21 protein-coding genes are annotated in these 22062 nt (G+C 54.4%); 15 read left to right on the top strand and 6 right to left on the bottom strand.

Annotated features, from left to right (window positions below; translation table 11 throughout):
• Positions 1-33: 33 nt before the first annotated feature.
• The 7 genes from IHQ43_RS10660 (at position 34) to IHQ43_RS10630 (ending at position 9709) form a co-directional block, all read left to right on the top strand.
• A complete protein-coding gene (locus IHQ43_RS10660; protein WP_003226246.1) occupies positions 34-549 on the top strand; it encodes an Hcp family type VI secretion system effector in 516 nt (171 codons plus the stop codon).
• 130 nt (positions 550-679) lie between these two features.
• Positions 680-2722: a type VI secretion system Vgr family protein gene (locus IHQ43_RS10655; protein WP_192564973.1), complete on the top strand. Its 2043-nt coding sequence runs from the start codon at positions 680-682 to the stop codon at positions 2720-2722.
• Complete coding sequence (locus tag IHQ43_RS10650; protein ID WP_192564297.1) at positions 2712-3455, top strand: DUF4123 domain-containing protein; 744 nt, start codon at positions 2712-2714, stop codon at positions 3453-3455. Before IHQ43_RS10655 ends, IHQ43_RS10650 begins: the two co-directional genes overlap by 11 nt.
• Positions 3452-8377 carry an RHS repeat-associated core domain-containing protein gene (locus IHQ43_RS29730; RefSeq protein WP_192564296.1) on the top strand — a complete coding sequence of 1642 codons (4926 nt, stop codon included), beginning with the start codon at positions 3452-3454 and terminating at the stop codon, positions 8375-8377. Before IHQ43_RS10650 ends, IHQ43_RS29730 begins: the two co-directional genes overlap by 4 nt.
• Entirely contained in the window at positions 8374-8718 is a 345-nt protein-coding gene (locus IHQ43_RS10640) for a hypothetical protein (RefSeq protein WP_192564295.1), read from the top strand. The genes IHQ43_RS29730 and IHQ43_RS10640 overlap by 4 nt, the downstream gene beginning before the upstream one ends.
• Before the next feature lie 356 nt (positions 8719-9074).
• Positions 9075-9242 (top strand): hypothetical protein, encoded by a 168-nt coding sequence (locus IHQ43_RS10635; RefSeq protein WP_192564294.1) that lies wholly within the window; start codon positions 9075-9077, stop codon positions 9240-9242.
• On the top strand, positions 9239-9709 hold the full coding sequence (locus tag IHQ43_RS10630) for a hypothetical protein (RefSeq protein ID WP_192564293.1): 471 nt from the start codon (positions 9239-9241) through the stop codon (positions 9707-9709). The genes IHQ43_RS10635 and IHQ43_RS10630 overlap by 4 nt, the downstream gene beginning before the upstream one ends.
• Before the next feature lie 115 nt (positions 9710-9824).
• Here IHQ43_RS10630 and IHQ43_RS10625 read toward each other — a convergent pair whose 3' ends face one another.
• Entirely contained in the window at positions 9825-11018 is a 1194-nt protein-coding gene (locus IHQ43_RS10625) for an IS4 family transposase (RefSeq protein ID WP_192564972.1), read from the bottom strand.
• 327 nt (positions 11019-11345) lie between these two features.
• Between IHQ43_RS10625 and IHQ43_RS10620 the strand changes: the two genes are divergently transcribed.
• From IHQ43_RS10620 to IHQ43_RS10590, 7 genes are all read left to right on the top strand, one after another.
• The gene (locus tag IHQ43_RS10620) at positions 11346-11768 is read left to right on the top strand and encodes a HEAT repeat domain-containing protein (protein ID WP_192564292.1); all 423 of its coding nucleotides are present in this window, start codon (positions 11346-11348) and stop codon (positions 11766-11768) included.
• 113 nt (positions 11769-11881) lie between these two features.
• On the top strand, positions 11882-12502 hold the full coding sequence (locus tag IHQ43_RS10615; RefSeq protein WP_192564291.1) for a hypothetical protein: 621 nt from the start codon (positions 11882-11884) through the stop codon (positions 12500-12502).
• A 206-nt stretch (positions 12503-12708) separates the two neighbouring features.
• Positions 12709-13095, top strand: a complete 387-nt coding sequence (locus IHQ43_RS10610) for a hypothetical protein (protein WP_192564290.1) — start codon at positions 12709-12711, stop codon at positions 13093-13095.
• A gap of 71 nt (positions 13096-13166) precedes the next feature.
• The gene (locus IHQ43_RS10605; protein WP_192564289.1) at positions 13167-13562 is read left to right on the top strand and encodes a hypothetical protein; all 396 of its coding nucleotides are present in this window, start codon (positions 13167-13169) and stop codon (positions 13560-13562) included.
• 34 nt (positions 13563-13596) lie between these two features.
• Entirely contained in the window at positions 13597-13941 is a 345-nt protein-coding gene (locus IHQ43_RS10600) for a hypothetical protein (protein ID WP_192564288.1), read from the top strand.
• A gap of 70 nt (positions 13942-14011) precedes the next feature.
• On the top strand, positions 14012-14428 hold the full coding sequence (locus IHQ43_RS10595) for a hypothetical protein (RefSeq protein WP_192564287.1): 417 nt from the start codon (positions 14012-14014) through the stop codon (positions 14426-14428).
• Positions 14429-14430: 2 nt separating this feature from the next.
• Entirely contained in the window at positions 14431-14862 is a 432-nt protein-coding gene (locus IHQ43_RS10590) for a hypothetical protein (protein ID WP_192564286.1), read from the top strand.
• A 49-nt stretch (positions 14863-14911) separates the two neighbouring features.
• On the opposite strand, the gene IHQ43_RS10585 is transcribed toward IHQ43_RS10590, so the two are convergent.
• Complete coding sequence (locus IHQ43_RS10585) at positions 14912-15733, bottom strand: VanW family protein (RefSeq protein WP_192564971.1); 822 nt, start codon at positions 15731-15733, stop codon at positions 14912-14914.
• 244 nt (positions 15734-15977) lie between these two features.
• Between IHQ43_RS10585 and IHQ43_RS10580 the strand changes: the two genes are divergently transcribed.
• A complete protein-coding gene (locus tag IHQ43_RS10580) occupies positions 15978-16796 on the top strand; it encodes a glycosyltransferase family 2 protein (RefSeq protein ID WP_192564285.1) in 819 nt (272 codons plus the stop codon).
• Between the two features lie 329 nt (positions 16797-17125).
• Here IHQ43_RS10580 and IHQ43_RS10575 read toward each other — a convergent pair whose 3' ends face one another.
• From IHQ43_RS10575 to IHQ43_RS10560, 4 genes are all read right to left on the bottom strand, one after another.
• The gene (locus IHQ43_RS10575; RefSeq protein WP_192564284.1) at positions 17126-17704 is read right to left on the bottom strand and encodes a hypothetical protein; all 579 of its coding nucleotides are present in this window, start codon (positions 17702-17704) and stop codon (positions 17126-17128) included.
• A 113-nt stretch (positions 17705-17817) separates the two neighbouring features.
• Positions 17818-18885, bottom strand: a complete 1068-nt coding sequence (locus IHQ43_RS10570) for a lipocalin-like domain-containing protein (RefSeq protein ID WP_192564283.1) — start codon at positions 18883-18885, stop codon at positions 17818-17820.
• Positions 18875-21346, bottom strand: a complete 2472-nt coding sequence (locus IHQ43_RS10565; protein ID WP_192564282.1) for an ABC transporter permease — start codon at positions 21344-21346, stop codon at positions 18875-18877. The genes IHQ43_RS10570 and IHQ43_RS10565 overlap by 11 nt, the downstream gene beginning before the upstream one ends.
• Positions 21343-21996, bottom strand: a complete 654-nt coding sequence (locus tag IHQ43_RS10560; RefSeq protein WP_192564281.1) for an ABC transporter ATP-binding protein — start codon at positions 21994-21996, stop codon at positions 21343-21345. The genes IHQ43_RS10565 and IHQ43_RS10560 overlap by 4 nt, the downstream gene beginning before the upstream one ends.
• Between the last annotated feature and the right edge of the window lie 66 nt (positions 21997-22062).

The following is a 22062-nucleotide window of genomic DNA, read 5'->3' as shown; positions in this document are numbered from 1 at the left end:
GCACCCTAACTTTATCCGCAAGGAGCACCTCCCATGGCAACACCAGCGTACATGTCGGTTACCGGCGAAAAACAAGGCCTGATCACTGCCGGCGCCTTCACCGCCGACTCCGTTGGCAACACCTACCAGGAAGGTCACGAAGACCAGGTCATGGTTCAGGCGTTCAGCCACGACGTGATCATCCCGCGTGACCCGCAATCCGGTCAGCCAACCGGTCAACGCGTTCACAAGCCAGTGATCATCACCAAGGTCTACGACAAGGCTTCGCCACTGCTGCAAGCTGCTCTGACCTCCGGCGAGCGCATGAGCGAAATCGTTATCCAGTGGTACCGCACTTCGGCTCAAGGTACCCAAGAGCACTACTACACCACCAAACTGGAAGACGCGATCATCGTCGCCATCAACAACAAAATGCACAACTGCCAGGATCCAGGCAACTCGCACTTCACCCACCTGGAAGAAGTGCAGTTCACCTACCGCAAAATCACCTGGACCCACGAAGTATCCGGTACTTCGGGTTCCGATGACTGGCGTGCTCCAGTCGTTTAATTACGGCTGATCGTTACAAGCATCGGCCAGCTCTGCTGGTCGATGTTGTTTACGCCCCTCCAGAATTTCGCGTACGTTGAGCCGCTTTGCCGGCGTCGACGAGCGCCGCATGCAGCACGAGGAACAAGGGATGTTCGCGCCGGCCAATGAAACCCACTTTGCCCTGACCATCGAAGGTCTTTCCGCCGACTTTCAGGTGTTTACCCTGACCGGCCGGGAAGCCATCAGCCAGCCTTTTGTGTTCGAGGTGGAGCTGGTCAGTGAGCAGCCGACGCTGGACCTCGAAACCCTGCTGCACAAACCGGCCTTTTTGCAACTGTCGCCCGACGGCAGCGGCATCCACGGCCTGATCTACCGCGCCGCGCAAGGCGATTCCGGCAAGCGCCTGACGCGCTACTCCGTGACCCTGCGCCCGCAACTGGCGTACCTGGCGCACCGGGTCAACCAGCGGATCTTCCAGAACCTCAGCGTGCCGAAAATCATCGGCAAGGTCCTCGAAGAACACGGCATCCAGGGCAACGCCTACGAATTCCAGACCGGCTCGATCTACCCCGAGCGTATCTACTGCGTGCAGTACGACGAATCGGACCTGCATTTCATCCAGCGCCTGTGCGAAGAAGAAGGCATTCACTACCACTTCCAGCACAGCGCCACGGGCCACAAACTGGTGTTCGGCGATGACCAGACGGTGTTTAAGAAACTGGCGCCAGTAGCCTATCAGCAGGACTCCGGGATGGTCGCCAGCGACCCGGTGATCAAGCGCTTCGACCTGCGCCTGGAAACCCGCACCAGCCGCACCACCCGCCGCGATTACGACTTCGAAAAACCGCGGATCACCCTCGAAAGCGAAAACCGCGGCGACGCCCTGCCCGACCTCGAGGACTACGATTACCCGGGCCGTTTCGTCGACCGCGAACGCGGCAAACACCTGGCCAAACGCGCCCTCGAACGTCATCGCAGCGACTTCCAGCTCGCCGAAGGCAAGAGCGACCAGCCGTTGCTGGTCAGCGGCCATTTCCTCGCACTCAAAGAACACCCGAAGGCCAAGTGGAATGACCTGTGGCTGCTCACCGAAGTCCTGCATGAAGGCAAGCAGCCGCAAGTGCTGGAAGAGTCGGTCACCAGCGACACCACCGCGTTGAAAGACGATTTCCATCAGGGCTACCGCAACCGCTTCCAGGCCACCCCGTGGGACGTGCCGAACCGCCCGCCCCTGCGCCACCCGAAACCGCGCCTCCTCGGCAGCCAGAGCGCCGTGGTCACCGGGCCAAAAGGTGAAGAAATCCACTGCGACGAATACGGCCGCGTCAAAGTCCAGTTCCACTGGGACCGCGACGGACTCGCCGACGACAAGACCAGCTGCTGGCTGCGCGTATCTTCCGCCTGGGCCGGCGCCCAGTACGGCGGCATCGCCATCCCGCGCATCGGCATGGAAGTGCTGGTCACCTTCCTCGAAGGCGACCCCGACCAGCCGCTGATCAGCGGCTGCCTGTACCACAAGGAAAACACCGTCCCCTACGCCCTGCCGGCGAACAAGACCCGCACCACCTTCAAGACCCTGAGCTCGATGGGTGGCGGCGGCTTCAACGAACTGCGCATCGAAGACAAGAAAGGCCAGGAACAGATCTTCCTCCACGCCCAGCGCGACTGGGACGAGAACATCGAACACGACCAGAAAATCCGCGTCGGCAACGAACGCCACGACGTCGTGGAAAAAAACAGCTACACGGAATTCAAGGCCGAAGAACACCACACCGTTTACGCCGACCGCAAAGTCGAAGCGCGGGCCAACGATCACCTGACCGTGGGCGTGAACCAGCACATCAAGATCGGCACCGGGCAATTCATCGACGCGGGGCAGGAAATTCACCTGAGCAGCGGGATGAAGGTGGTGCTGGAGGCTGGGGCTGAGCTGACGTTGGTCGGCGGTGGCAGCTTCATCAAGATCGATGGCGGCGGCGTGACCATGAGCGGGCCGGCGATCAACATCAACTCGGGCGGTGGACCGGGCAGCGGCACGGGGGCGGCACCGTTGATGCCGGGCGTACTGAAACAGGCGGATGCCGACAAGGCTGGCGCCGTACTGACGCCGGCGCAAATCAACACCCTCAAACGTAATGCGCCGTTCTGCGAAGAATGTGAAAAATGCAAGGCAGGTGCCTGTGCCATCTAATCGACTGACACCCAAGGATTGGCTGGCACAACAGCCGTTGCAGAAAGACGAGCGGCTGTATCTGGTCATCAGCGCAGCCAGCGATGCCGAAGCGCTCAAGGCCTTGTATCAGAGCGAACCGTCCGTGCAGGCCATTCCCGTCTGGGGCGGAACGCCCTACTCCACCTGGCAACCGGTGATGCCTTACGTCGCCGAACTCAAGGCCAACTCGGCCTTCCTGCCCTGGATCACCGAAACCGACGCCCTCGACTGGGGCTGGCTGGCGGTCTCCCGCTCGGAGCCCAACGAAGTTTTCGAACATCTGCGCAGTTTGACCCAGGTGAAGATGCCGGACGGGACCGAGGTGTTTTTCCGGTTCTGGGATGGGCGGCATATCTATCCGATTCTTGAAGGGCTGGGCGAGACCGCTGGGGAAGTGCTGCCGGTGTTTCAGCGGTATCTGATTAATGGGCGGAGCCTGGAAGTCGGGCCGAGGGTGGTGCCGAAGGCGAAGGATTGGCCGTGGTGGGAGGTGCCGAAAGATCTGCTGGACAGCTTGATGGCCGAAAACCCGTCGACCGTAATCGGCAACATGATGCAGTGGCTGCAGGAAGAGCATGCCGACCTGTACTTTTCGTTCCCGGAATCGAATCTGCAAAAGAAAGTGGCGCGCTTCGTAAAACGCACGCCACTCACGGAAGAAAATTTTACCGGCCTGCTGAAGGCCCATCTGGAAAGTGAGGTGGCTGTATGAGCATTTTGATGGGTGAGATTGTTGCCAATCTCAATGCAAAACAGCCTGATGCTCAGGCCATCATCAGCGACTTCAAGAAGTGCCTGAAGGATTATCGCGAGCATGCCGAAGCCTGGTACGGCGGCATTCTGGATGCAGAGCAACAGTTCAAGGTCGGTGACGAAGTCGGTACGGCAGACAAGGACAGCAAAAAGGAAAATACCCTTTATGCCAACTGCCCTGCCAACGGCAAACTCAAACTTGTACATAGTTTTGAGTCTGCGCGTTTTGTACCTATCGGCAATACGCCGGTGCGACTGGTGCCGGTGGAGAATGGCAAGCTCTACGGAAAGAACGAAGTCGGTCAACCGATCAACGTCAAAATCGGTCCAAGCGGGATTCTGGAGGTCACTGGCCTCAAACCGCATCAGCAATATGAAATCACTTTTTTCCCGAATCCCACCAAGGCCCAGATCGATAGCCTGTTCAACTCCTATCAAGGCGTAATCGGGGACCTTAGCGGCTGGCTGCAAACAGAGTGGACCACCGACTTTCTGCCACTCTGGCAAGCGCATACCAATGCATCCATGGCTGGACGGGCATTGCAGCAATTGGAGTCGGCGTGGAAGGGGTTCCTCAAGGCGATCATGGGGCTGTGGGGGGACATCAAAAGTCTCTACGACCTGGTTGCACACCCTCGGGAAAACTACGAAAAACTAAAAAAATTCTTCACCGAAGAACAGATAAAGAAGATCTATAACGCTTCAAAAGAAGCCATTCAAACAGCCCTGCTGATCGCCAGTGACGAGCCACTTATGTGGATCTACGTCGCAGCTATCGTAGCTTGGGTCAAGATGCTGCCTCCGCAGACCTGCACTGAAGTGCTGGCAGAACTGACTACGGAAGTACTGCTGAACATCCTGATCGGTATTGTTTTGACGGGCGGGATCGGTTTGGCCGTCCGTATTGGCACCAAGGGCCTTAATGCTGCAAGGAACAGCGGCAAGGTCATGTCACTGATTGAAGACTTCACGTCGATGCTGATGAAGATCAGCAAGAAGAATGCGACAGCACACGCCGATACGGCGAAACCGTTAATGCTCAACGGCAATTCGCCACTGAACCAGGCGAGAAAGGCGAGCGTAGAAATTGCGCCTCCAAAACCCGCAGAGACCGCCACACCACCAAAGAAAAAACCACCCGTTTCCGGAGGTGCTGTAGAGACGGATGCGCAGATTCATGCACGCGGCAAGAAGGAGAACAGCACCCGCGCTCAACAACAGGAAAAAGTAGACAACGCGCCCGACCAGTCCAAAAACCCGGCGGATCAACCTGCTCAGTGCGCCGATAAGACCTGCACTAACGGTGAACCGGTATCGATGGTTACCGGCGAGGAATTGCTGACGCTCACTGACGGCATATTGGGTGGGCTGCTACCCATTGAATGGACACGTCTCTATCGCAGCAGCGCGGTTGAAATCGACGGGCGTCTCGGCCATGGCTGGAGCCACTCCCTATCCCATCGCCTGCAAATCAACGATGAAGGCGTGTTGTGGACTGATAACGAAAACCGTCAGACCCGCTTCCCGGTGCCGACCGAACAACGGCCAGCCATCACCAACAGTCTGGCTCAGGCGGCGATTTATCTGGGCAGTGCGCCGGGTGAACTGATCCTCACCCAAGCAGGAGCAAAACCACGCTTTTATCATTTCCGCGCAGACCGCCTGACGACGGTCAGTGACTCTTACGGAAATCAGGTGCATATCAGCTATGACCTGGTGGGGCGGATCCAGCGCATCGATAACGGTGCTGGCCGCGCGTTGCTGTTGCGCTACGACGATCGCCATATCGTTGCCGTTGATCAGCAACAGCAGCGTTCTGAGTATGACGAGCGCGGTGAGCGTCAGGATCCTTGGCTGACCATTCAGAACCTTGTCACCTACCGGTATAACGCTCGCAACCAATTGGTCTCGGCATCCAATGCCGCAGGGGAAACCGAGCATTACCGCTACAACGATCAGCACGTCATTCTCGAGCGACAACTGGCCGGTGGCGCCAGTTTTTTCTGGGAATGGGAACGTGAAGGCAAACTTTCCCGTTGCGTACGTCATTGGGCCAACTATTCGCAACTGGAAGCTCGCTACGAGTGGGATGACAAAGGCACGGTTACGGTTCACAACGCCGATGGCAGTGAACAGGTTTACGTGCATGACGAAAATGCACGGCTGATCAGTGAAACCGCTGCCGATGGTGCTGAAACGCAAAATGCCTATGACGATCAGGGACGTCTGGTTGCTGTAAAAGATCCAATGGGAGCCATCACCGAGTATCAATACAGCGATGCCGGACGATTGATGGCTGTCATCCCTCCGGAAGAGGAACCAACCCTCTACAACTACTTCGATGGGCAACTGATTGAAGTCAAACGTGGCAAGGCCCGTTGGCAGTACGACCGCAATCAACAAGGCGACATCACCCAGCAAATCGACCCGCAGGGCAACGAAACCCGCTACAACTACGACGGCCAGGGCCGACTGCTGGAAATTCATCACCCTGATGGCAGTCGCCATCAACTGGGCTGGAACAATCTCGGTCAATTGCTGGAGGAACGTCTTCCGGACGGTGGTCAGCGCAAGTATCGCTACGATGCACTTGGACGGCAGATCACCCGCCAGGACGAATTCGGCGCCATCACCCATTATCAATGGGACGCCGTCGACCGCCTGACTCAGGTCACCCTCCCCGGCGGCGCCACCCGAGCCTTCACCTACAACCCGTACGGACGCGTCACCGCCGAACGCGATGAGCTCGGCCGCATCACCCGCTACGAATACGCCGACAACCTGCATCTGGTCAGCCGCCGCATCAATTCCGACGGCAGCCAATTGCGCTATCGCTACGACAACGCCGGTCTGCTACTCACTGAAATCGAAAACGAACGCGGCGAGCACTACAAGCTCGACTACTACGCCAATGGCCTGATCCAGCAGGAAACCGGTTTCGACGGCCGCCGCACCGCTTACGAATACGACCTCAACGGTCAATTGCTGAAGAAAACCGAATTCGGCGACGACGGCAGCGAACTGATCACCGAATATCAGCGTGATGCTGCCGGGCGGCTGCTGGTAAAAACCCTCGCCGATGGCGAAGAGATTCACTACAGCTACGATGCCCTGGGCCGTTTGGTGAATGTCGACGACGGTCACTGGCCGCTGGCCTACGAATACGACGTGCAGGATCGCCTGATCACCGAACACCAGGGTTGGGGCACCACACGTTACGAATACGACAGCGTCGGACAACTGAGTCACTGCCGCCTCCCCGACGGCAGCACACTCGACTACCGCCACTTGTCCGGCGGACGTCTGAGCAGCATCGACCTCAACGGCTCACGCCTGACCAGCCACCAATTCAGCGCCGGTCGCGAACAGCAACGCCAACAAGGACTGCTGCTCAGCCAATACCAGTACGACGAACAAGGTCGCCTGCAAGCGCACAGCGTCAGCCAGCGTGAAAAAAACCTGTTCCAGCGTCGCTATAACTACGACGCCAACGGCAACCTCGCCGGCATCGACGACAGCTGCAAGGGTAATCGCAGCTTCCATTACGACCCGCTGGACCGCTTGACCAGCGTACGTGGCGCGACACCGGAAACCTTCGCCCACGACCCGGCTGGCAACCTGCTGGGCCAGAACAACGAAGGCACAGCCAACCTCGCCAACGTCAAAGGCAACCGTCTGCTGATGCAGGGCGACCGCCACTACGACTACGACGCCTATGGCAACCTGATCCGCGAACGCCGTGGCACCGGACAGAAACTCGTCACCGAATATCGCTACGACTGCCAGCATCGACTGATCGGTGTCAGCCTGCCGGGCGGCAGTAATGCATCCTATAAGTACGACGCCTTCGGTCGCCGCATCGAGAAAACTGTCGATGGCTATACCACCGAATTCTTGTGGCAAGGCGAACGCCTGATCGCCGAAAGCGGTGACAACCGTTATCGCACTTACATCTATGAACCTGGCAGCTTCCGCCCACTGGCCATGCTCGACGGCGAAGGCCCGCGTAAGGCGACGCCGTTCTACTATCAACTCGATCATCTGGGCACACCGCAGGAACTCACCGACTACAGTGGCGAGATCATGTGGTCGGCGAAGTACCGCGCCTACGGCAACCTCGCGGCGCTGGACGTCAGCGAAATAGACAACCCGTTGCGATTCCAGGGTCAGTATTTTGATGCCGAGACGGGCCTACACTACAACCGTCATCGCTACTACAATCCGGGGACTGGGCGGTTTCTGACACCGGATCCGATCAAGCTTGCGGGTGGGTTGAATAACTACCAGTACGTGCCTAACCCTACGGGGTGGGTGGATCCACTGGGATTGAATAGCTGTCCTGGTAATAACAAGGATTCGCAATCAGGGGATGTTAGCGATCCGACAAAGAAAGCTGTTGTTAATGACGGAGAACCTAATCCACCAACGATGACGCGGGCTGAGCGCCAAGCTAGGATTCATGAGCTAACAGAAGCAATGGCATACAAGGAGCTAAAAGCGATGGAAGATCTTTCGCCTAGGTATCATTTCCTTGAAAAACATGGCGCACAGACTACCACTCAGTCACAGATGGATAGAGCAGCGACAGGCAAGAACCCAACCACCGGCGTAATTGAAACCTACGGAAATGGAAAGCCGATAACTCCGAACTCAACACGATACACCAGCCACAAAGCACAACTTACAGCTATTAAACGCGCGATGCGCATATACAAAAACACCGGCAATAAAGCGTTAGCTGAGCGTCCTATGAGCATGGGCGGAACCATCGGAGAAGGCTTCAAAAAGGGCGGAACAAAATACAAACAACAAACAAAAGCCGTGACAATTCTCGACGATAACGGCCTACCTAAAACATCATTTCCGAAATATGAAAAATGAAACTAGAACCGACACTCGACATAATCCCATCGCTACTATTCCCTTTCGACATAAATAGCGATCAAGATGAAACGATAGAAAACCTAATTGCAAAAACTGACATAAATAATGATGATGAGTTAACACACCTATTTAACACCCTCATCAAGCCTGAGTTTACAAAACGCATCATAAGCGAGCAGCAATGGTACATCGACACACTGACATTCTTTTTAAATAAAAATGAAAAATTTAATCGCGTATTTTCCGAAATCACTACGTACTTCTCTGAAGAGCCCATTGATAAGCGCCACTTCATGTCGGTCCTTCTTGAATGCTTGAAAAAATACAAAACATCATAACAAGCCAGACTAAAGGGGAAAGATCTGAATGGCAATTACTTAACAGCTAACCGATTGAGCTGAAAGCAAAAAATGAAGAAGGGCTGGCCTTGGTCTACGGTGATAGTTGCGAACACACACCAGAAAAGCAAGGACACAGCCCCATGAACTAAAGGGGACTGATTTATTTTTCGCTAAAGAAAATAAATCTGTCCCCTTTTCATTCTGAGATGGAAGAAGTCGTTGCCAAATATCGAGCTGCAGGTAACGACTGACGAGTTCTGAATAAAGAGCTGAACCTTGGTGCAAAGACTCTCGAAGGTGAAGGCATCTATATTGTTAAAATAAAGCCGGATGACCCTCGTTTTAAATATGAGATGCCTAATGGTAAGGAAAATGGCTCCTACCCTAACGAATGGATTCCTGGTGGTGCAACGAAAAGCGGTACAAAAGAAGCCGCTCTGATCGGCTCTGAGAATGTCACCCACAACAGCGACATTGGAACGCTGTTGAAAAATTTCGACGATTGGGAAAAGCTTCAATGAAAACTACATTTGAAACTGCCTTAGACCAGCATGAAATTTCTGAATTCTTCAAAGGAGAAGGAATTTATTTTGCTAGAGGCTCCGATTGGGGTGACCACCTGTATGTCAGCAACTGGCAGGAAATGTGCAGCGTATTGAAAAATCAAAAAGCCGCGCAGAGTCTTTTGACAAAAATATTTGAAGATTATGCTAAATACTTGAAAGAGAACTACGAAGATGCGGCGGGCCTGCTTTCGAACATTACCGCATACTACGTTCTGAAGAATAAATTACACATTCTATCAATGGATGATTACGACCTTATTGCTAGCCTTGACGACAAGACAAAAAACAATATTGGTAAACTCTTCCGACACTTGAGAAAAGTGTATGACAAAAAAAACGAAAAATCATCCAAGTATTCTTTTGAGCAAGAAATTCAAAGACTGAAAAACAATGGCTGCAACATAGACATTGAGAATTTTTAGTCGATTCCCGGATCTAGATTTAGTAGCGAAAAAATCCAAAGGGGACAAATCCAAAGGAGACAGATTTATTCTCTTCAGCGAAAAATAAATCTGTCCCTGAAGGATCCCCACAAAACTACTCAAAGGTCTGCGCTTGTTGGTGTACCTCGTTTCGCAACGCGAGCTCCAACCTCTCCAACGTTTTTCGAGAGGTTGAGCCGCGTCCGCTACGCCAATATTCCAACCCCAGCCGCCACAGTGACAACACTCGTCGGCGTTTAAGACTATTACTCTGAAAGCGATGTTCATGACCCGTTTCACGGGCCTGTAACCCCGTCAAACAAATGATGTAGTTGGCCAATGCCGAGATTAGTAGAAGCACTTCGATTCGGCGCGGGCAATGACTCCGATGGCGAGTCACGCCCACGCCAAAGTGTTCGCTTTTAACATCCCTGAAGCCTTCTTCGATCTGCATGCGCTGCTTGTAGATGGCCACGACTTTCGATGGATTCCATTGATCCTCCGGCAGGTTGCTGGCCAATAACCAAGGCTCGCGTTCACGATTGGCCGACTGTCTGCTGAGTTTGTTTTTGGCGATTGATCCCGTAACTCTCTGGTGTTTGCGACCCTTCGCTGAATGCCTGACACAGTACAAATGGATGAAGTGCGGAGCACTTTGGGTCATCTCGATCCGCCCCAATGATTTCGGCGACGCCGATGCCTGGGCGTAAAGATTTTTAACCGGCAGCCAAGTGTGTGCGTCGCTACGATAGAGATCTCGGTTACGCACTCGCCCCACGTAATACCAGCCTTGTGCCTCGACAGCTTTGATCCACGGGCGGCGAAAACCCGCATCAGCTACAAGGATCGGAACGCAGTCTTTGGGGAGCATTTCGGCCAACACCTGCAGTAACCGTTTTTGATATTTCGGACACCCCTCTCGCTCATGAACGCTCTCGTAAATTGGAAACGAGCGTCCTGCCAAAGGTATGGCCGCGCGCAACAAAAAGAACTCTCCGGCCGCATCGATCGGCGACCAATCCACCAGAATCAATGGATGTTTCAGTGACCCTAGCAAGGCTCGCAACATGACCCAGTAAAACAGCGAGCGCTCGGTTTGCAGATGCCGATTCCCCAACAACCGATCCACTCGCTTTATCGCGTGCTTGGGGTAGGCCTTGCCTGGCAGGAATCGACCAAGTCCTGTCAGAGTGAGCCGACGCCCTCGAAGTAATGCGCTGACACAACACATCAACGTTTTCAGACGACGAGAGTGGACGGAGGGAAGTGCTTGGGTGAGCGCGCTGTGTAAGAATCGGATGGCCTGCATGGGATCGGGATCTTGTTTTTGTGTGGTGCAATACAAGCTGCCGACCCATGCAGGTCTCTTCAATTCCCAACTTCTTGATTTGTTGTAAGAAAAAGCGGGGATTTCTCAGAATCTGTCCCCTTTTCAAAAAGATACTTTGGGTGACCGACGAGGTAGCAGCAACACCTGGTGTTTTCATGCGAGAAGTTGATGGTGTCACCACAACTTTGCATACAAAAACCGTTGACGGCGTGCAGTGGCAAGTACTCAAAGACGACGGCGTTATCACATCCTCCTTCCCAGCTGGCGACTCACCTATGTCGCCTCCTATTTGAATTGAGACAAATCATGGATAGCAAGGTTTTCGATGAATACAACTACTGGCTGGGACAAAGCGAGGATTCTAACTGGAATGAATACATTACAGAACAGGTAGCCAAAGGAGTTCTAGGAAAGTTCAGTGCTGAAGACTGGAATCGGCTTAATGACACGATCCTATCAAGGGAAGAGTATTGGCAGGAGCGAAGTGCTGCGGCACTTGGAGAGAATCGCTCAACTCAGGCAATTGAAATCCTAAAGAAACTTTTGGACTCTCCATTTACCGAAGTACTAATAGTCTCTGCCTCAGAACTGGATTGGAGTGAAGTCCCAATCGAGAATAAATACGCAAAAAAAATACAAGCTATTATTAACTCCCTAAACCACGAAGAACTTGAATCCTATCCCGAACTTGAAAACCTTCTAAAAAAAGCCAGCAGCGCGCAACTTTAAATAGAACCAAATCAAAGGGGGCAGATTTATTATCCGTTAAAGAAAATAAATCTGCCCCCTTTTCAATCAATCGGATCCCAATCACTTGACCGGTTCATTTCCGAGAGAGCAAATTGTTTTTTTCAATTGATATAACAGAGTGCTTTGGCGCGATCGACTCCGATAACGCAGGCGGGATCACAAGCTATATCAACATTCCCCTCATCGAAAACCCTCGGAAAAAATTTCACCTTAACCTATCAAACTTCGTACTTAACTTAATCGACGAGCCCGTCATCGCCTCGATCAACAGGCAGAACTCAACCTTTTTGGAGAACATGACCGAGGACGGCTTCCTTGTAATAAGACGAGCCAGTATTTTCTTTGAGTCAATAAAAGGCTACGAAAAATTATTACGACTATTAAACCAAGACCACGGATATTTGACCCACGAACGCTACGGCCAAAAATTGAATACCGGAGACAAGATTTACGACATCAGCGGAAGACTCTTTTCGAATCCGGAGCTTTTAATTAGCTTCGCATTCATTTCACCCAGCACTATAACACTTGAATTTAACTCATCAGACTACACATACATAGAAAGCTACCCCGAGCTTCAAAAATCTTTAGAAAAACTAAATTCAAGAGAAAAACCTACTCAACCACATCTCACAGGCCTATTCGACCCCACATATAGCGACACTCACACCACTAGCAACTTTGACGCTGGCTATCGAACTTACAATAAATAATTGCCACGCAACCACAACGGGAAGCAGATTCATTTTTTGTTTAAAAAATAAATCGGCCCACCCCCTTACGTTCAATCATCAAGCGGCACATTAAACATAGTACCCATTAATCGGCCAGACAAACTTTCCATAGAATGGCCTTAACTAAAAAACAGAATAAAATAGACAATCTATCTCCTTCTTCAAAATCCGTCCAAGGGGCAAAAATGACAGCACAGAAATGTATCCCGCGAACTGTATGGCACGGGCTCGACGGAACAGGCTACAACAATATTGCGCAAGAGCTAGAATCCGAGAACCCCACTCTTAGAAAATGGATTTCAGTATATGCCATTTATAAATATCCCATTACCAATGACCCACATCAATATTACGAATTTATCCACCACTCAAAAAACTTCCGATATGCAATAGTGATATTTACAATCCCATCCAAAACACTTGAAACAAGTGATGGCGTGGACGACCGAGGCATTACTATCGCAAAATTAGAAACCATGAACTCTGAGGCGGAAATCAACGCCTTTATTGAAAACCTCGACATCGACCCAGAACTTTTCACCACGCCATGGCGCTGTGAATACCCTCTTTAGTAGCCAAACTGTAATCCGCCCATTTTTATTAATCCTTTACTATTCTCCAAATCAGTTTAAAGGACAAAAAAATGAGTCTTCAGAAGACAATCCCTAGAAAAATCTGGTGGGGCTTTGAGGCAAAATCATATACAGAAATTGCTCAAGAACTACCTTCACAGGATGAGTCACTTCGAAAGTGGATCGCAATCTACGCCGTTTATCATTTAAACTTCGAAAATAGATTCCCAGGAGAGCGATATTTCAAGTTCCTAGAAGATTCAAAAAACTCTAAATACGTAATTATAGAATTCACTCTCGCAATCCGCCTTCTCGAAACAAGAGACAGCATTGGCACCAACGACACGACAATAACAAAATGCAAAACCTTGGAAACAGAGGAGGAAATCAACTCGTTTCTTTACGAAAACAACATAAACCCAGAGCTATTTACGCCACCATGGACTTGCGAGTACCCGCTAGACTGAATTCAACAAAAGAAACCACAGAGGACGCACTAACATGAGATCCAAGCTTAAATACGAACTCCATCCCCTTCGAGTCCCAAGCGGATGGACTATCACAATCAACAACCTTTTCGAGGTTGATTTCACACCAGAGTCTGTCGAGTGGTTTAGTGGTTCAGTTTTACTGGGTGGTGTCCGGCGAACTACTGGTCATTGCTTTGACTCAAGACTTGAGCCAGAGGGAGATCCTGACGGGGATTTCGTCATTGAATTCCTGACAATCAAGTACGACAACAAAGGAAAACCGATCAAAAACTCTGAGCTACCATTAGGGCAATACAGAACAAAAAGCAAAGAAGACTTTATCAAACAGATTGAACGCTTCATGCTCGACGCTTGAAAATGCTTCCCTCCCAACCAAATGAAACTGATCTATTTTTATTTTTTCTGTAAAACAAAAGGAAACCTCGATGAGTTACTTGGAAAAAGAAATCACATCAGCACTTGAAACAAACCATCTAAAAAACCAACAACTCAAAGACAATGAATTAGAAAAAACAATCTCAGACATAAAAACCTGCTTCTTTTACTCCAACACAAAAGCCCTTGACCCCTTCAATCTAAAATCCGTAACAAAACAACACGACCCAGACTTTTGGAAAAAGGTCGATCTCCTATACCCATCTGAAAAACCAACATTAATCGTCCTCGACAACCAAATCCATGCTTGGACGCTTCAGTCATCATCCGATCTGAAAATATTGCTTTCAGAAACGACTGGCTTTCCATTCTGGATAACCAATACGGCCCTTAGCTTCTTAATTTATGTAGACGACCATGATTGCGTACATACAGCATCGACTTCACTCCCTCCAGCGATTAAATAATCATGATCTTCAAATCAGAAAACAAAATTATTGACCCAGCCTCTGTAACCTACCGCAGCCTTGGCTTCGGTGAACCTCTCTCCAACAATGCCAAAAAATATACTTTATCAATAAAAATTCACGAGCTTCCCGAGCAATTCCACGTGCTGACAAATGCATTCATCGCCGAATGCATACAAGACGATAACAAACAAGGCTACGCCGACATCCCCGAATTACGAGATTGCAATTACCCGCCACTTTCAACCCTGATAAGAAACCGCCCAGACGTAGCAGCAACCCTCATCAAAGACTATTTATTCTTTGAGCTGTTCTATTTGCTATTCCCATCAAAGGGAAAGCTAGAACTGGTAATAAACTCAATTTCTGGAGTTTATTATCTGGACGATACGTTTCACCTATGCGGCGAAACATATCCCTACCGAAACCTGTAATTGCGTTATTCTCGTCACACGCTGGAAACCCTAAGGCAAGAAATACAACCTACTGCTGCCTTTCGATGACTTGTTCCCCCACCTCATACTTAACCATCACCCGATTCCCATACAACCGCTCCCTCTCCACCAACGCCCCCATCTGCCCCTTCTCCCTCACCTCCCGCCAAATCTCATTCTCCCGGTACACCCGCTCCCCCTCCCGCACAAACCGATGCCCCACCTCGAACACGTGATACCGATAAGCCCGCTCCCGATCACACAACAACTCCCCCTCCAACTGCGTCTCCCCCACCTTCAACTTCAGCTGAAAGCTGCGATCCGTCGGGTTGTGCAGTACCAGGTCGATGTAGTTGTAGAAGATCGCCGCGCCGGAGCCGAATGGCAGGACGCGGCCGTCGTCCGGGAAGGGGTCGAAGCTGTGGTTGGCGCGTTCGATGACGATCAGGGGTGAGTGAATGGCCATCCAGTGGATGAGGTTGCTGAGTTGGCAGATGCCGCCGCCGATGCCGGTGCGGGCTTCGCCGAAGGAGAGTTCCATGCCTTCGACGTAGCCGCGTTGGCGAGTCGGGCGGCCGACGAAGCGGCAGAAGGAGAAATATTCGCCGGGGGCGATGGTGACGCCGTCGATGGCAGCGACGGCAAGTTTGAGGTTGATGACTTTGTTGTGTTGCAGCGCAAGGTCGGAGTCGCCGAGTTTGCGGATCAGTTTTGAGGTGTGTTTGAGGTAGCGGTAAGGCAAGCGCTCTGAGGTCGTGGCAGGCTGCGCGTAGCGTTTGCTCGAGCAGTGCCAGGCGATGTGGCGGAACAGTCTTTTTTGCCGCACGCGCAGCCAGTAAAGGGCCGGGTGGTAGAGGGAAAGTGGTTTCATCCGTGGCGAACGGCGCGGGCCGTTGTCTTCCTTGAGCTTTAAAGGGCGGCGCATCTTACCGTGGAACCGCGCTTGATCGCCAAGCGCCTCGCCAGTGTCGCAAGCCGTAACAAGTCGCCCGGCCCGGGCGCTCGGAAATTAAGCTTCAACTAAGGTTGCGTCCCTACCATCCGGGCCACAAAGCAGCGGTTCTGTGTGCTGATTGCCGTCAGCAGAACCCTTCAACTTGAAGTGAGCCCGGACCATGAGTGCGATCGATTCCACCTCTAAACAACTGCCCGCCTTCAGTCTTGTATTGGTCAATTACAAGACGCCGGAAATAACCCGGATGTGCCTGGAGTTTCTCCAGCAGTACGTCAAGGAGCATCAAATTCCGGTGTGGGTGGTGGACAACGATTCCGCCGATGAAAGCCTGATCTACTTGCGGTCTCTGGACTGGATCAACTTGATCGAGCGCCCCTCACCCGGCAAGGAAGCGGGACATATTGCTCATGGCAAGGCACTTGATCTGGCACTTGCGAAAGTTGAAACCGATTACCTGTTTTTGCTGCACACCGACACTTTCGTTTTTGACAGCACTGTCTTTTCGATGATGATGAATGAGTGCATGCAATCTTTGGATACAGCAGCGGTAGGTTGCGTCGAGCAATTAGATCGCGGCGTCCTTAGAGACACCTGGCGCTTGTCTTCGCGTTACTTCAAACACTATTTCCGCCGGGCAAAACAGCACTTGGGGTTGCCGTCCAGAGATCCGAAACCCTACCGGGAAACTCACCTGAAAAGCTTCTGTACCTTGTGGAATGCACGGTTGATCAAGGCTCACGGACTGCATTTTTCGATGGACGACCGGGTCCCGGGATACACGCTGCAGGATCGTTTAAGCAACCTTGGCTACGGCATCAAATGCCTCTCGCCGCGGACGATCTTCCGTTACCTGGATCACATCCAGGCCGGCACCGTGGCCGCGATCGGTGGATACGGCACACAACACCGCCGCACCACCATGTATCAGGGAACGCTCAAGCGCCTTCAGTTACAACAAGGCATGCGACCTGCAAAATAGTAAGACAATAAAAAAGGGCGACTTCAAAGTCGCCCTTTTTGCATCTGAATTCTTATGCCTCCACTCCGGGGAGGTGTTCGCCCAGTGTAATGGCCTGGCAATCCATGCACCGGTAAAGAGCCCTGACACTGGGCGAACGGGAGGGATTTTAATGGAAGTTGGCGGATATGTCGTGCTAATTGAAGATGAAATTTATGTACTAAAAAGTTAACGGATATTGATGACCGATATTTCCCGACAAACTTTCAGAATTATCCGACTCGAACATTTTATATGACTGCTCTCATACCATTACTTGTACAAGAACAGTCATTCTGTAGAGTCAATACTCAACTTTCATGCTGACTGGTCACTTTTAATACATCGGTGTAAGTGACCACGACGCTCTGTCCGACTTTCAGGTTTTTCAGTTTGGCCTGAATCTCAGGCTTTTCGACGTTGAGGGTTTTCGACTGGCCGGACGGGTTTTCCAGGGTCACCTGGTTTTTCGCCAAATCAATTTTGGTGATTTTCAGTTGCACCTGAACCTGGCGGAAGGCCTCGCCACCGGGGTTGCTGCTGCCCACGGCGTTGCGCAGCTCACCGGTACGCTCGGTGGAGCCTGGCAGACCTTTATCCACGTCGGTGTCGAGGAAAGCCGCGACCGAACGTGTCACCTCGATCTGAACTTGATCGCCAACCTTCAGGTTGCCGAGGTTTTTCGCCTTGTCGCTAAGCTGAACGTGCACCTGGCGACCTTCTTCGCCTTCAAGGACAACCTGATGATTGGTCGGATCAACTGCCAGCACTTTGGTGGTGACCTGATCCTTCTCGACAGCCGCCGACAACGGAATATCGGCAGCGAACGCAGTGGAAGCGGACAGAACAGTGGCAAGTGCAATGGCGTGCGTCAGTGCTTGGAGCTTCATAAGCGGTACTTTCCCTGTGATGGATGGCAGCACCCGGCGCCGAATCGGTCTCGGCACCGGGCGTGCCAAGGAGCATAGACGCTGATCGGCGGTTGCTCCTCGATCCGGGTCAATCAGTACCCGGTCATCTCCAGATAACCCTGCCCGCTCCGATTGCCGCTCAGGCGCACCGGCCCTTCCCAATACGGAATGCGCAGGTTCATCCAGGCGTCTGGGTTGATTGCATCGAGGGTGATCTGCAGGTTTTTTTCCGCAATGCCGATCGACCAGCGCACCGGCATCGAACGGCCGGCGACTTTTGCAGTGCCCTGCGGGGTCAGCTTGATCTGGTCGGCGTGCAGGGTTTCGGTCTGGCCATCGGCGGCAATCCACGTGCCGGTGAGGTACGGCGCCCCTTCCTTCTGACGCATGCGGTACAGCATGACGTGTTCGCCGCTGTCCAGATGCAGGGAGAACCAGTCCCAGCCCGTCTGGTTGGCGGTCAGTGGCTGGCTGCTCCACTCGCGATCAAGCCAGGCCGGGCCGTTGACGGTGTAGGTCTGGCCATCGATCTGCAGGGTGCCGCTGGCCTGGAAAAACGGTTGGCTGTAGTAATACGACGCCTGGCCCTGTTCGGATTTCTGGCTGAAACCCTTGTCGCCCTGCAGCACCAGCGGGCGGCTGGAGGTCAGGCGCAGTTGGTAGCTGAAGTTCTTGTCCCGGGCGCTGAGTTGCAGGTCGGCCAGTGGATCGCTCGCCTGACTGACGAAACGCCAGTCATCGATCCACGCCTCGAACGGCGCTGCACGCACGCCTGCCTGCCCGACGCCGCCACGGGCGTAACGCTCGGCGGCGTGGTGGACGCTGGCCGAAGTCACCGCCGCATGCCCGAGCCAGATCGTCTGGTTGGCCCAGCCCGGCTGCTGCGGCGAGGCGCTCAGAGCGCTGCGAAACAACGTCCACTGCACGCCGAAATCGTTGCCCTGCGCATCCTTCAGATTGGCCGTCACGTACCACCATTCGATACGAAAACCGTCATGGGCACCGTGATCCGCCGGGAAGCTGAACACCCGCCCCGGCACCACTGGCGTAAACGCCTGCGCCTGAGACCCCATCCCGGCGAAACCTTTCTGCTCCGCTGTGGGGTTGTCACAACCACTGAGCAACAACACCAAAAACACCACCGCAAACCTAGTCCTCATGGGCAAACGTCCTCAACAAGTCCGCCGGTTGCGTGCGGTACAGCGAATACAGCGGCCACGCCGAGGCCAGCAACGTCGCCAGCAGCGCCAGCCCCATCAGTTGCAGCAACTGCAATGGAAACACCCGCAGCGGCAGACGCCAGCCGAAGGCCTGAACGTTGATCACCGCGTCCAGACACCACGCCAGGCCGATGCCCAACGGCAAGGCCAGCACCAGCGTCAGCAGCGCCAGAAGCCACGTTTGCCCGAGGTTGAGCAACATCAACTGCCGTCGCGTCACGCCCAGGGCCCACAGCGGTGCAAGCTGACCGAGACGGCTCTGGCTCTGGGTCAGCAGGCTGATGAACAGCGCCACACCGGCGACGGCCAACGTCAGGCTGTTCAGCGCGGCGGTCGCGGCGAAGGTGCGCTCGAAGACTTGCACCGACCAGCCCTTGAGCCGCGCCTGATCGACGATGCGGCTGTCGTCGAGCTGGAAGCGTGTCTGCAAGGCCGTGAGTAGCGCCGGGATGTTCGACGGGTCGATGCGCAGGTTGAAGCGGTTTGGCGTCAGCTGCGGCCAACCGCGCAACAGGTGATTGCTGTTGACCAGCACATGGCCCTTGGGATTGCCGTAGTCGGCGTAGATCCCGACGATACGCGGCGACCACGATCCGCCTGGCGTGGGAATCGTCAGGTGATCGCCCGGCGTCACTTTCAAGCGACGCGCCAGTTGTTCGCTGAGCATCACCGCATCGTCCTTGGCCAGCGCCGCCCACGGGTCGTCTCCTCGAGATTCGAGCAACGGCCAGTGCTGGCGATAGTGCGGATGATCGATGATCCCGAACACATCCGCCGGCCAGCCTTGCAGCGTCACTGAAACCTGCCAGTTGGGCATGATCGCGGTGACGTTCGGTTGTTGTTTGAGCCAGGTGTACAGCTCTCGCGCCTGAGCCGGGTTGCTCGGGCTCAGGTAAAGCTCGGCGGTGAGCCGTTGTTCGAGCCAGTCGTTGAAGGTCTGGCGGAAACCCGCGGTCATGCTGCCGGCGCCGATGTTCGCCGCCATCGCCAGCAGCAGCGCCATCAACGCCAGGCTCAGCGCCGGCAATTGCTGGCGGCAATCGGCTAGAAACCACTGCCCGAGCACCGAGCGGCTGCGCCCGAGCAAACCGTTGAGCAGCGCGCTGAGCAACACCGGCAACGCCAGCGCGGCGCCGAGCAACAGCCCCGCCATCAACACAAACCCGCTGGCGAGGCTGTTGCCCCACACCAGCGCCGCAATCGCAATCACTGCACAGATACCCGCGACCCAACCCTGACGCCGCAACCAGCGCGCATGTTGCTGATGCCAGGCCTGCGGATCTGCCACCGCCAGCAATGGCAGTCGCGCGGCCCGAAGCAGACTGTTTGCCCCGGCCAGTAACGCGCCAAGCAGGCTCAAACCGATGCCGCTGAACCACCACCAAGGACTCAGGCGCAACTGCCCCGCCACTTCCGCGCCGTACAAACCGCGCAGGCTGGCGGCGACGTCCGGCAACAGCACGCTCGCCAGCCAGTAACCGCTGACCACGCCGAACAACCCGCCGATTAACGCCAGTGCGCCGAGCTCGACGATCAGGCAAGCGATCAACATTCGCGCGCTGACTCCACAGGCTCGCAAGGTGCGCAGCAATCCCCGGCGCTGTTCCAGCGCCAGACCGATAGCCGCGTGGACGATAAACAAACCGACGATGAACGAGAGAAACCCGAGCGCATCGAGGTTGAGGTGGAAGCTTTCGGTCAGTCGCGCAAGGTTGTTTTCCTCGCCACTGCTCTTGAGCTGCAACTGGCCTTTGAACGCGGCCGGCACCTCGGCGTGAAAATCCTTCGGCAGCAGCAGTCGCGACAGTTGATCGGGCTGTTCGAGCACGCGCTGAGCGACGCCAATGTCCACCAGCAGCACGCCGGGGACCATGTCGGTTTGCGCGCGCAGCGGTGGCAACGTCTGGCCGGTTTCGGTGGCCGGGGTCGCGCCCTCGACGAGGTTCAGCGCCCGCAACGTCTCGGGAGAAATCCAGGTGCTGCCCGGCGGGGTGAAGAATTCGACAACGCGTTCAATCGGCATAGCCTGCCCGGCCACCGCGCTGTCGCCGGGCAAGGACACGGGCTCGATGCCCATCAATTGCAGACGCTGATTTTCTTGGCCTTTGAGAATCAGGCGCCCTTGCAGCACCGGCGACACCGGCCAGCCCAGACGCCGCAGGTCAACGAACCATTGTTGCGGGAACGCCGCGCCATTCGGCGTACTGAGGCTGGCCTGGGGTTCGCCGCCGATCAACTGGCTGGCCCGGGCATAACTGTCCCGCGCCTGACTGTTGAGCGCTTCGACCCCGGTCAACAGACTGGTGGCCAGCCACAACCCGGTCAGCACGCTGAAAAACTGCACCGGATGGCGCCGCCAATGGCTGAGCAGCGCCATCAGCGCGTGGCGGAAAACCTTCACGTCAACCGACCGCTGGACAGCACCACGCGCTCCGCCAGCCGCGCCGCCACGCGTTGACTGTGGGTGACCATCAGCAAGGTGGTCGGGGTGTCATCGAGCAATTCCAGCAACAGTCGCAGCACTTCATCGCTGGTGGCTTCGTCGAGGCTGCCGGTGGGCTCGTCGGCCAGCAGCAGTTTCGGTTGCGCGGCCAGCGCCCGACCGAGCGCGACCCGCTGTTGCTGGCCGCCGGAGAGTTGTTCGGGATAGCGTTTGAGCAATTCGCCCAACCCCAGACGCTGCACCAGATGATGCTGCCAGCGCGGGTCATGCCGCCCGGCCAGCCGCGCCTGAAACGCCAGATTGTCCTCGATCCTCAGGCTGCCGATCAGGTTGTACTGCTGAAACACCAGACCGATTTCGCTGCGCCGCCAATTGGCCAGTTGCGCCTCGCTCATCCGGTCCAGCCGATGTTCGCCGCTGCTGATGCTGCCGCTGTCGACTTTGTCGAGCCCGGCGATCAGGTGCAACAGCGTGCTCTTGCCGCTGCCCGACTCGCCCATCAGCGCCAGGCTGCTGCCGGGCTTGAGCGTCAGGTCGATGCCTTGCAGCACCGGCAACGGGCCTTGCGGGGTGAGGTAGCTTTTGAAGACGTTTTGAACCTGGAGCATGCCGCCATCCGATCGATCCGTGTCGGGCAAGGATAGCGGATACCAAGAATGGATCTGAACTCTGCT

It is taken from the genome of Pseudomonas gozinkensis, assembly GCF_014863585.1.
GTDB classification, from domain to species: domain Bacteria; phylum Pseudomonadota; class Gammaproteobacteria; order Pseudomonadales; family Pseudomonadaceae; genus Aquipseudomonas; species Aquipseudomonas gozinkensis.
This window is presented reverse-complemented; position numbering and strand designations above follow the sequence as displayed.